Source organism: Robertmurraya phoenicis (genome assembly GCF_047302285.1).
Taxonomy (GTDB): Bacteria; Bacillota; Bacilli; order Bacillales; family Cytobacillaceae; genus Robertmurraya.
Window position 1 is genome coordinate 4,769,875 of record NZ_CP154845.1, and the last position, 9,383, is coordinate 4,779,257.

The 9,383-nt window shown below is 40.8% G+C and carries 18 protein-coding genes; all 18 read right to left on the reverse strand.

The window, feature by feature from the left end:
• Positions 1-16: 16 nt before the first annotated feature.
• Complete coding sequence (gene rplF / locus AA0X71_RS23855) at positions 17-553, reverse strand: 50S ribosomal protein L6 (protein WP_165619839.1); 537 nt, start codon at positions 551-553, stop codon at positions 17-19.
• Between the two features lie 31 nt (positions 554-584).
• Positions 585-983, reverse strand: coding sequence for a 30S ribosomal protein S8 (rpsH, locus tag AA0X71_RS23860; protein ID WP_019157098.1), 399 nt, complete (start codon positions 981-983; stop codon positions 585-587).
• 30 nt (positions 984-1,013) lie between these two features.
• The gene (rpsN, locus tag AA0X71_RS23865; RefSeq protein WP_019157097.1) at positions 1,014-1,199 is read right to left on the reverse strand and encodes a 30S ribosomal protein S14; all 186 of its coding nucleotides are present in this window, start codon (positions 1,197-1,199) and stop codon (positions 1,014-1,016) included.
• Between the two features lie 25 nt (positions 1,200-1,224).
• The gene (rplE, locus tag AA0X71_RS23870; protein ID WP_019157096.1) at positions 1,225-1,764 is read right to left on the reverse strand and encodes a 50S ribosomal protein L5; all 540 of its coding nucleotides are present in this window, start codon (positions 1,762-1,764) and stop codon (positions 1,225-1,227) included.
• A gap of 27 nt (positions 1,765-1,791) precedes the next feature.
• Positions 1,792-2,103, reverse strand: coding sequence for a 50S ribosomal protein L24 (rplX, locus tag AA0X71_RS23875; protein ID WP_019157095.1), 312 nt, complete (start codon positions 2,101-2,103; stop codon positions 1,792-1,794).
• Positions 2,104-2,139: 36 nt separating this feature from the next.
• The gene (gene rplN / locus AA0X71_RS23880; protein ID WP_019157094.1) at positions 2,140-2,508 is read right to left on the reverse strand and encodes a 50S ribosomal protein L14; all 369 of its coding nucleotides are present in this window, start codon (positions 2,506-2,508) and stop codon (positions 2,140-2,142) included.
• A 40-nt stretch (positions 2,509-2,548) separates the two neighbouring features.
• The gene (rpsQ, locus tag AA0X71_RS23885) at positions 2,549-2,812 is read right to left on the reverse strand and encodes a 30S ribosomal protein S17 (protein ID WP_019157093.1); all 264 of its coding nucleotides are present in this window, start codon (positions 2,810-2,812) and stop codon (positions 2,549-2,551) included.
• A 22-nt stretch (positions 2,813-2,834) separates the two neighbouring features.
• Positions 2,835-3,038, reverse strand: a complete 204-nt coding sequence (gene rpmC / locus AA0X71_RS23890; RefSeq protein WP_003351417.1) for a 50S ribosomal protein L29 — start codon at positions 3,036-3,038, stop codon at positions 2,835-2,837.
• Positions 3,028-3,462: a 50S ribosomal protein L16 gene (rplP, locus tag AA0X71_RS23895; RefSeq protein ID WP_019157092.1), complete on the reverse strand. Its 435-nt coding sequence runs from the start codon at positions 3,460-3,462 to the stop codon at positions 3,028-3,030. Before rplP ends, rpmC begins: the two co-directional genes overlap by 11 nt.
• A gap of 1 nt (position 3,463) precedes the next feature.
• Positions 3,464-4,120, reverse strand: coding sequence for a 30S ribosomal protein S3 (gene rpsC, locus AA0X71_RS23900; RefSeq protein ID WP_019157091.1), 657 nt, complete (start codon positions 4,118-4,120; stop codon positions 3,464-3,466).
• A gap of 3 nt (positions 4,121-4,123) precedes the next feature.
• Positions 4,124-4,465 carry a 50S ribosomal protein L22 gene (gene rplV / locus AA0X71_RS23905; RefSeq protein ID WP_165619838.1) on the reverse strand — a complete coding sequence of 114 codons (342 nt, stop codon included), beginning with the start codon at positions 4,463-4,465 and terminating at the stop codon, positions 4,124-4,126.
• Between the two features lie 17 nt (positions 4,466-4,482).
• Complete coding sequence (gene rpsS, locus AA0X71_RS23910) at positions 4,483-4,761, reverse strand: 30S ribosomal protein S19 (protein ID WP_019157089.1); 279 nt, start codon at positions 4,759-4,761, stop codon at positions 4,483-4,485.
• A gap of 60 nt (positions 4,762-4,821) precedes the next feature.
• Positions 4,822-5,652: a 50S ribosomal protein L2 gene (gene rplB, locus AA0X71_RS23915; protein WP_019157088.1), complete on the reverse strand. Its 831-nt coding sequence runs from the start codon at positions 5,650-5,652 to the stop codon at positions 4,822-4,824.
• Positions 5,653-5,683: 31 nt separating this feature from the next.
• Positions 5,684-5,968 (reverse strand): 50S ribosomal protein L23, encoded by a 285-nt coding sequence (rplW, locus tag AA0X71_RS23920; RefSeq protein WP_165619837.1) that lies wholly within the window; start codon positions 5,966-5,968, stop codon positions 5,684-5,686.
• On the reverse strand, positions 5,968-6,591 hold the full coding sequence (gene rplD / locus AA0X71_RS23925; protein ID WP_165619836.1) for a 50S ribosomal protein L4: 624 nt from the start codon (positions 6,589-6,591) through the stop codon (positions 5,968-5,970). The genes rplW and rplD overlap by 1 nt, the downstream gene beginning before the upstream one ends.
• A 29-nt stretch (positions 6,592-6,620) precedes the next feature.
• A complete protein-coding gene (rplC, locus tag AA0X71_RS23930; RefSeq protein WP_165619835.1) occupies positions 6,621-7,247 on the reverse strand; it encodes a 50S ribosomal protein L3 in 627 nt (208 codons plus the stop codon).
• A gap of 78 nt (positions 7,248-7,325) precedes the next feature.
• Positions 7,326-7,634: a 30S ribosomal protein S10 gene (gene rpsJ / locus AA0X71_RS23935; RefSeq protein ID WP_009336571.1), complete on the reverse strand. Its 309-nt coding sequence runs from the start codon at positions 7,632-7,634 to the stop codon at positions 7,326-7,328.
• Between the two features lie 500 nt (positions 7,635-8,134).
• Positions 8,135-9,322 carry an elongation factor Tu gene (tuf, locus tag AA0X71_RS23940; protein WP_165619834.1) on the reverse strand — a complete coding sequence of 396 codons (1,188 nt, stop codon included), beginning with the start codon at positions 9,320-9,322 and terminating at the stop codon, positions 8,135-8,137.
• Between the last annotated feature and the right edge of the window lie 61 nt (positions 9,323-9,383).

Genomic DNA, 9,383 nt, shown 5'->3' on the forward strand with positions numbered 1-9,383 from the left:
TTACCTAGTGCTGCCATTACTTACCTGTTTTACCTTCTTTACGACGAACATATTCGCCTTCGTAACGAATTCCTTTACCTTTGTAAGGTTCTGGTGGACGTACATCACGGATGTTAGCAGCTAATGCGCCAACGCGTTCCTTGCTGATACCCTTTACAGTAACCTTTGTGTTAGAAGGAACTTCAATTTCAATACCTTCTTCAGGCTCGATTTCAACAGGATGAGAGTAACCAACGTTCAAAACAAGTTTCTTCCCTTGTTTTTGAGCACGGTAACCGACACCGATAAGTTCTAAGTTTCTTTCAAATCCTTTAGAAACACCTTCAACCATGTTTGCAAGTAGCGCACGAGTTGTACCGTGAATAGTACGGTGTTCTTTAGAATCAGAAGGACGAACTACGTTAATTACGTTCTCTGAAACGACAATTTCCATATCTGAGTTGAATGAACGAGTCAATTCACCTTTAGGACCTTTTACAGTAACGACGCTGCCGTTAATAGTAACGGTAACACCTGTTGGAATTTCAATTGGTTTTTTACCTACACGAGACATTTATTGCACCTCCATTCTTTAAGAAACTCTATTACCAAACGTAAGCTAATACTTCTCCGCCAACTTGTTTAGCGCGAGCTTCTTTGTCTGTAAGAACGCCTTGAGAAGTAGATACTAATGCGATACCAAGTCCGTTTAGTACACGTGGTACTTCGTTTGTTTTTGCATAAACACGAAGACCAGGCTTGCTGATACGTTTTAAACCTGTGATAACACGTTCGTTGTTAGCACCGTATTTTAAGAAAATACGAATGATACCTTGTTTGTTATCCTCGATATATTCAACATCACGAATGAAACCTTCACGCTTTAAAATTTCAGCGATCTCTTTCTTAAGATTAGAAGCAGGAACCTCTAATTTTTCGTGACGAACCATATTCGCATTACGGATGCGAGTTAGCAAATCTGCAATTGGATCTGTCATGACCATTGTTTTTTACCTCCTTCCCAGAAATGGGGTTTACCAGCTAGCTTTTTTCACACCAGGAATTTGTCCTTTGTATGCTAATTCACGGAAACAAATACGGCAGAGCTTAAATTTACGGTATACAGAATGTGGACGTCCACAACGTTCGCAACGTGTATATTCTTGTACCTTGAATTTCGCCGTGCGCTTTTGCTTCGCAATCATTGACTTTTTAGCCACGTTTTCGCCTCCCTTATTTTAGCGATTACTTTTGGAATGGCATTCCAAATTGAGTTAAGAGTTCACGTGCTTCTTCATCAGTATTAGCTGTAGTAACGATAACGATATCCATACCACGAACCTTACTTACTTTATCATAATCAATTTCAGGGAAGATTAACTGTTCTTTTACACCTAATGTGTAGTTACCGCGACCGTCAAATGACTTCTTAGAGATACCGCGGAAGTCACGTACACGTGGTAAAGATACAGAAACTAATTTATCGAAGAATTCGTACATACGCTCACCACGAAGGGTAACTTTAGCACCGATTGGCATACCTTCACGAAGACGGAAACCAGCGATTGATTTTTTAGCGCGCGTTACAACTGGCTTTTGACCAGTAATTGTAGCTAGCTCTTCAACTGCGTTATCTAATGCTTTTGCGTTTTGTACTGCATCACCAACACCCATGTTGATAACGATTTTTTCTAACTTAGGCACTTGCATAACTGATTTATAATTAAACTTGCTCATTAGAGCAGGAGTTACTTCTTTTTGATACTTTTCTTTTAGGCGGTTCATTCATTGTACCTCCCTTCTTCATTTGAACTATTTATCTAGAACTTCACCGGATTTTTTTGCAACACGTACTTTTTTGCCATCTTCCACTTTGTAGCCTACACGAGTTGGCTCGCCAGACTTAGGATCGATTGGCATTACGTTTGATACATGAATAGGTGCCTCCTGGCTGATGATTCCACCGTTAGGATTCACTTGGCTAGGCTTAGAGTGTTTTTTAACGATGTTTACACCTTCAACTAAGACACGGCTTTGTTTTGGGTAAGCAGCTAAAATCACACCTGATTTGCCTTTGTCCTTACCAGAGATGACCATTACTTTATCACCTTTTTTTACATGCATCTGTTCGCACCTCCTTAAAGGCAATTAATTTTGAAATTATAGTACTTCTGGAGCTAATGATACAATTTTCATAAAGTTATTATCACGGAGTTCACGAGCTACTGGTCCGAATATACGAGTACCACGTGGGCTCTTGTCGTCACGGATAATTACACATGCGTTTTCATCGAAACGAATGTATGAACCATCAGTACGGCGAGCTCCGCTCTTTGTACGAACAATAACAGCCTTTACAACGTCGCCTTTTTTAACAACGCCTCCTGGTGTTGCTTGTTTCACTGTACAAACGATAACATCACCAATATTAGCAGTCTTGCGGCCTGAACCACCAAGAACTTTAATTGTAAGTACTTCACGAGCACCTGAGTTATCAGCAACTTTTAAACGTGTTTCTTGTTGAATCATTTGTGTAACCTCCCTTCGGGATGAAAACTAATTCCGAACATTATATAATTACAGCTTTTTCTACTACTTCTACTAAACGGAAGCGTTTTGTTGCGGAAAGTGGACGAGTTTCCATAATACGTACCACGTCGCCGATTTTTGCTTGGTTCTGCTCATCGTGAGCTTTGTACTTCTTAGAGTACTTAACGCGTTTACCGTATAACGGATGCTTCTTGTAAGTTTCGACAAGAACAGTGACTGTCTTATCCATCTTGTCTGAAACGACGCGTCCTGTGTAAACTTTGCGTTGGTTGCGTTCACTCATTGTGCGAACCTCCTCTCAAAGATTATCGATTATTGACGCCGATCTCTCTTTCACGAATAACAGTCTTCATGCGAGCAATCGCTTTGCGTACTTCTCGGATACGAGCTGTATTTTCAAGTTGTCCAGTCGCCAATTGAAAGCGCAGGTTGAAAAGCTCTTCTTTTAATGATTTAACTTTTTGTTCTATTTCGGCAGTGGTAAGGTCACGAATTTCATTAGCTTTCATTTGATTCACCACCAATTTCTTCTCGTTTTACAAACTTACATTTTACAGGAAGTTTGTGTGATGCAAGTCGTAATGCTTCACGTGCGATCTCTTCAGAAACACCTGCGATTTCAAACATTACTTTCCCAGGTTTAACAACTGCAACCCATCCTTCTGGAGCACCTTTACCGGAACCCATGCGGACTTCAAGAGGCTTAGCTGTGTAAGGCTTATGCGGGAAAATTTTAATCCAAACTTTACCGCCACGTTTCATATAACGAGTCATCGCAATACGTGCAGCTTCAATTTGACGGTTTGTAATCCACGAGCTTTCAGTCGCTTGTAAACCGAATTCACCGAATGTTACTTCTGTACCGCCCTTCGCTTGACCGCGCATTTTTCCACGGTGTTGACGACGATATTTAACGCGTTTAGGCACTAACATATTATTTGCCTCCTTCCTCAGTTTTCTTCTTAGTTGGAAGGACTTCTCCCTTATAGATCCATACTTTTACGCCTAATTTACCGTAAGTTGTATCTGCTTCAGCAGTAGCATAATCGATATCAGCACGAAGAGTATGAAGTGGAACAGTTCCTTCGCTATAGCTTTCAGAACGAGCGATGTCAGCTCCGCCAAGACGTCCAGATACCATAGTTTTGATACCTTGAGCTCCAGCGCGCATTGCACGTTGAATAACTTGTTTTTGAGCACGACGGAAAGATACGCGGTTTTCTAATTGACGAGCAATGTTTTCCGCAACTAATTTCGCATCGATATCAGCTTTTTTGATTTCAAGAATGTTGATGTGTACACGCTTGCCAGTAAGTGAGTTAAGAGCTTTACGTAACGCTTCAACCTCAGTACCACCTTTACCAATAACCATTCCTGGTTTAGCAGTGTGGATAGTGATGTTAACGCGGTTAGCAGCACGCTCGATTTCTACTTTAGAAACAGAAGCATCACTTAAACGCTTAGTGATATACTCACGAACCTTTAGGTCTTCGTGTAAAAGATCAGCATAGTCTTTACCTGCGTACCACTTAGACTCCCAATCACGGATGACTCCGATACGCAAACCGACTGGATTTACTTTTTGACCCACTGATTATCCCTCCTTCTTTTCTGTTAGTACGATTGTAATGTGGCTAGTACGCTTGTTGATTGCACTTGCACGACCCATTGCGCGTGGACGGAAACGTTTCAAAGTTGGTCCCTCGTCAACGAAGATTTTTTCAACCACTAGGCTATTTACGTCCATTTCGTAGTTATGTTCGGCGTTTGCCATAGCAGAATTTAATAATTTTTCAACGACTGGAGAAGCAGCTTTTGGCGTATGTTTTAAAATCGCTACCGCTTCACCTACTTGCTTTCCTCGAATTAAATCGATAACTAAACGAACTTTACGAGGCGCAATACGGACTGTTCTTGCAACAGCTTTTGCTTGCATCTGAATGCCTCCTCTCATTAACGTCTTGTTTTCTTGTCATCATTTGCATGACCTTTGTAAGTACGAGTTGGAGCGAATTCTCCAAGCTTGTGACCGACCATGTCTTCAGTGACGTATACAGGTACATGTTTACGACCATCATAAACAGCGATTGTGTGTCCGATGAATTGTGGGAAGATCGTAGAACGGCGTGACCAAGTTTTTACCACTTGCTTGCCTTCTGTTTCATTAAGCTTTTCGATCTTGTTTATTAAATGTTCATCAACAAAAGGTCCTTTTTTTAAGCTGCGACCCATGATTGAACCTCCCTTCGCGATTGCCCTACGGCTCTTATGTTGAACCGTAGCCCAATCCCGTTATTTTTTACGACGACGTACAATAAATTTATCTGATTTATTGTTTTTCTTACGAGTTTTCGCACCAAGAGTTGGTTTACCCCATGGTGACATTGGTGACTTACGTCCGATTGGCGCGCGTCCTTCACCACCACCGTGTGGGTGATCGTTAGGGTTCATAACAGATCCACGTACAGTTGGGCGCTTACCTAACCAACGAGAACGACCTGCTTTACCAATGTTGATAAGTTCATGTTGCTCGTTACCTACTTGACCTACTGTTGCACGACAAGTAGCAAGAATCATACGAACCTCACCAGAGTTTAAACGAACTAATACGTATTTGCCCTCTTTACCAAGAACTTGTGCAGATGTACCTGCAGAACGTACTAATTGTCCACCCTTACCTGGTTTTAATTCGATGTTGTGTACGACTGTACCAACAGGAATATTTGCTAAAGGTAGAGCGTTACCTACTTTAATATCTGCTTCAGGTCCAGACATTACTTCCATGCCAACTTCTAAATTCTTAGGAGCTAGGATGTAACGCTTTTCTCCATCAACATAGTTAATTAATGCAATGTTTGCTGAACGGTTTGGATCGTATTCGATTGTAGCAACGCGGCCTGGAATGCCATCTTTGTTACGTTTAAAATCGATGATACGATATTGACGTTTATGACCGCCACCTTGATGACGAACTGTTAACTTACCTTGGTTGTTGCGGCCACCCTTGCTTTTTAAAGGAGCAAGCAATGATTTTTCTGGCTTGTCAGTTGTAATTTCTGCGAAATCAGAAACTGTCATACCGCGACGACCGTTAGAGGTAGGTTTGTACTTTTTAATCGCCATTTATTTTCCCTCCTCTTCTTGTTTTAATGAATTAAACCTCAAAGAATTCGATTTCTTTGCTGTCTGCTGTTAATTTAACGATGGCTTTACGACGCTTGTTTGTGTAACCGCCGAATTTACCCATACGCTTAAATTTACCTTTGTAGTTTTGAACGTTTACTTTCTCAACTTGAACGCCGAAGATTTCTTCTACAGCATCTTTAACTTGAGTTTTGTTCGCTCTAACATCAACTTCGAAAGTGTATTTTTTCTCAGTCATCAAATCAGTTGAACGTTCAGTGATAACGGGGCGCTTAATGATTTCGCGTGCATCCATTATGCAAGCACCTCCTCTACTTTTTCAACCGCTGCTTTTGTCATGATTAACTTGTCATGACCTAAAACATCCAATACGTTGATTCCGCTAGCAGTTACTACAGTTACACCAGGGATGTTACGAGCAGATAATGCTACGTTTTCATCTAGGTCAGCTGTAACGATAAGTGCTTTTGAATCAACAGAAAGACCATTTAGGAAACCTTTGAAGTCTTTTGTTTTTGGAGTTTCGAAAGCAAGGCTTTCTAATACTAAAATGTTTTCTTCTACTACTTTAGAAGATAATGCCGATTTAATCGCTAAGCGACGAACTTTTTTCGGTAATTTATAGCTATAGCTACGAGGAACTGGACCAAATACAGTACCACCTCCGCGCCATTGTGGAGAACGAATCGAACCTTGACGAGCACGACCTGTTCCTTTTTGACGCCATGGCTTACGACCACCGCCAGCTACTTCAGAACGAATTTTTGTTTTGTGAGTTCCTTGACGTAAAGAAGCTCTTTGAGCTACAACAGCTTCAAATAACACATGGTTATTAGGCTCAATACCAAAGATGGAATCATTAAGTTCGATTTCACCAACTTGAGATCCAGCTTGGCTAAACAATGTTACTTTTGGCATTCTTGTTTCCTCCTTTCTGCCTTAATGATTTATGCTTTAACCGCACTTTTGATTTTTAATAGAGCTTTTCTAGCTCCTGGTACGTTACCTTTGATTAATAATAGGTTACGTTCAACGTCAACCTTTACAATCTCAAGGTTTTGTACAGTGATTTGCTCTCCACCCATACGTCCAGGTAATGCTTTACCTTTGAATACACGGTTTGGAGCTACAGGACCCATTGAACCTGGGCGACGGTGATAACGAGAACCGTGTGCCATTGGTCCGCGAGATTGTCCGTGGCGCTTGATCGAGCCTTGGAAACCTTTACCCTTTGAGATTCCTGTTACATCTACGATATCGCCTTCAGCGAATACATCTACTTTGACTTCCTGACCAACCTCTAACTCAGCTAAACCTTCTCCGCGGAATTCACGTACGAAGCGCTTAGGAGCAGTACTTGCCTTAGCGACATGTCCTTTTTCAGGTTTGTTTGAAAGCTTCTCGCGCTTATCATCAAAACCTAATTGTATAGACACATATCCGTCAGTTTCAACAGCTTTCTTTTGAAGAACAACGTTTGGAGCTGCTTCAACAACTGTCACTGGGATAAGATCACCATTTTCAGCAAACACTTGAGTCATACCGATTTTTCTTCCTAAGATTCCTTTGGTCATTACAGTCACACCTCCTATAAATTATCATCTTTTATTTCATTGTTTAAAGTTTTTAATTTACATCTTAATAGTTCAAAATTAAAGTTTAATTTCGATATCTACGCCAGATGGTAAGTCTAAACGCATTAAAGAATCAACAGTTTGTGGTGTTGGATTCACAATGTCAATTAGACGCTTATGAGTACGCATCTCAAACTGCTCACGAGAGTCCTTGTACTTATGCACCGCACGAAGAATTGTGTAGATAGACTTCTCGGTCGGTAAAGGTATCGGACCTGATACAGCTGCACCAGAACGTTTTGCTGTTTCTACAATTTTTTCTGCAGACTGATCAAGAATTCTGTGATCATATGCTTTCAAACGGATACGAATCTTTTGTTTTGCCATTATTTTCCCTCCTTTTCGCCTATTTTAAAATAGACATTCTCCGTGAAAATTTCCCACACACTCGCCATGGCAAAGCGGCCGGGTGTGTCAGCAACCTTCCACATCATCGCAGTCAAAGACCAACATTGTCTATTATACAATGAATCATAAAGCAAATGCAATATAAAATTTCATTTCTTTATCAATCACACTTTTTCTATTATATAGGCAAGCGTTGCGGTTTTCAAGTATGCGGGAAATAGTCGAACTATTAAATTAGACTGCAATTTATGGAAAGGGTTTGATTATTGATTTTTTGGTGAAGTTTATTGTTGCCGGATTTATTTTTGTAGGTTGAGGGTTTGGTTTAATATAATGAAGAAACTTGTTTGTAGAGTAGTTTTTTAGTGAGAGTAAATGAGAGTTCGGCTTACTTGTAACTATTGCGAGGACTGATTCCCCAAACACAAAGAAAGCAGATGGGTCGTCACCCATCTGCTTTCTTAAAATATTATTAGTTATTACTCAACGATTGTAGCAACAACGCCAGCGCCTACAGTACGTCCACCCTCACGGATAGAGAACTTAGTACCTTCTTCGATAGCGATTGGAGCGATAAGTTCAACGTTCATTTCAATGTTATCACCAGGCATAACCATTTCTACGCCTTCAGGAAGATTACAAATACCAGTTACGTCAGTTGTACGGAAGTAGAACTGAGGACGGTAGTTAGTGAAGAATGGAGTATGACGTCCACCTTCGTCTTTTGATAAAACGTATACTTCAGCTTTGAACTTTGTGTGTGGTGTGATTGAACCTGGCTTAGCAAGTACTTGACCACGTTGGATATCTTCACGAGCTACCCCACGAAGAAGTGCTCCAATATTGTCTCCAGCTTCAGCATAATCAAGAAGCTTACGGAACATTTCTACTCCAGTTACTGTAGTAGATTTTGGCTCTTCAGCAAGACCGATGATTTCGATTACGTCACCAACTTTAACTTGGCCACGCTCAACACGACCTGTAGCAACTGTTCCACGACCAGTGATTGAGAATACATCCTCAACTGGCATCATGAATGGCTTATCAGTGTCACGTGTTGGAGTTGGAATGTACTCATCAACAGCGTTCATTAATTCAACGATTTTTTCTTCCCAATCTGCTTCTCCTTCAAGAGCTTTAAGAGCAGAACCCTTGATTACAGGAATATCATCACCAGGGAATTCATATTCTGATAATAAGTCACGAACTTCCATTTCTACTAATTCAAGAAGCTCTTCGTCGTCTACCATATCACACTTGTTCATGAATACAACAAGGTAAGGTACACCTACCTGACGAGATAAAAGGATGTGCTCACGAGTTTGTGGCATTGGACCATCAGCAGCAGATACTACTAAGATACCACCGTCCATTTGAGCAGCACCAGTGATCATGTTCTTAACATAGTCAGCATGTCCTGGGCAGTCAACGTGTGCATAGTGACGAGTAGCTGTTTCATACTCAACGTGAGAAGTGTTGATTGTGATTCCACGCTCTCTTTCTTCTGGAGCGTTATCGATAGCATCGTATCCTTTAGCTTCACCGCCACCTGCTTTTGCAAGTACAGTTGTGATAGCAGCTGTTAAAGTAGTTTTACCATGGTCAACGTGACCAATAGTTCCGATATTAACGTGTGGTTTTGAACGGTCAAATTTAGCTTTTCCCATTTTGGAAATCCTCCTTTAATATAAAAAAGTTAAGTATATGGATGCAGTAGGAAAAAGTTAT

Excerpts from the sequence above, each read along its gene's own strand:
- rplF (WP_165619839.1), bottom strand. The coding sequence starts at position 553 with ATGTCTCGTGTAGGTAAAAAACCAATTGAAATTCCAACAGGTGTTACC.
- rpsH (WP_019157098.1), bottom strand. The coding sequence starts at position 983 with ATGGTCATGACAGATCCAATTGCAGATTTGCTAACTCGCATCCGTAAT.
- rplE (WP_019157096.1), bottom strand. The coding sequence starts at position 1,764 with ATGAACCGCCTAAAAGAAAAGTATCAAAAAGAAGTAACTCCTGCTCTA.
- rplX (WP_019157095.1), bottom strand. The coding sequence starts at position 2,103 with ATGCATGTAAAAAAAGGTGATAAAGTAATGGTCATCTCTGGTAAGGAC.
- rplN (WP_019157094.1), bottom strand. The coding sequence starts at position 2,508 with ATGATTCAACAAGAAACACGTTTAAAAGTTGCTGATAACTCAGGTGCT.
- rpsQ (WP_019157093.1), bottom strand. The coding sequence starts at position 2,812 with ATGAGTGAACGCAACCAACGCAAAGTTTACACAGGACGCGTCGTTTCA.
- rpmC (WP_003351417.1), bottom strand. The coding sequence starts at position 3,038 with ATGAAAGCTAATGAAATTCGTGACCTTACCACTGCCGAAATAGAACAA.
- rplP (WP_019157092.1), bottom strand. The coding sequence starts at position 3,462 with ATGTTAGTGCCTAAACGCGTTAAATATCGTCGTCAACACCGTGGAAAA.
- rplV (WP_165619838.1), bottom strand. The coding sequence starts at position 4,465 with ATGCAAGCAAAAGCTGTTGCAAGAACAGTCCGTATTGCGCCTCGTAAA.
- rpsS (WP_019157089.1), bottom strand. The coding sequence starts at position 4,761 with ATGGGTCGCAGCTTAAAAAAAGGACCTTTTGTTGATGAACATTTAATA.
- rplB (WP_019157088.1), bottom strand. The coding sequence starts at position 5,652 with ATGGCGATTAAAAAGTACAAACCTACCTCTAACGGTCGTCGCGGTATG.
- rplW (WP_165619837.1), bottom strand. The coding sequence starts at position 5,968 with ATGGATGCACGCGAAATCATTAAGCGCCCCGTTATCACTGAACGTTCA.
- rplD (WP_165619836.1), bottom strand. The coding sequence starts at position 6,591 with ATGCCAAAAGTAACATTGTTTAGCCAAGCTGGATCTCAAGTTGGTGAA.
- rplC (WP_165619835.1), bottom strand. The coding sequence starts at position 7,247 with ATGACCAAAGGAATCTTAGGAAGAAAAATCGGTATGACTCAAGTGTTT.
- rpsJ (WP_009336571.1), bottom strand. The coding sequence starts at position 7,634 with ATGGCAAAACAAAAGATTCGTATCCGTTTGAAAGCATATGATCACAGA.
- tuf (WP_165619834.1), bottom strand. The coding sequence starts at position 9,322 with ATGGGAAAAGCTAAATTTGACCGTTCAAAACCACACGTTAATATCGGA.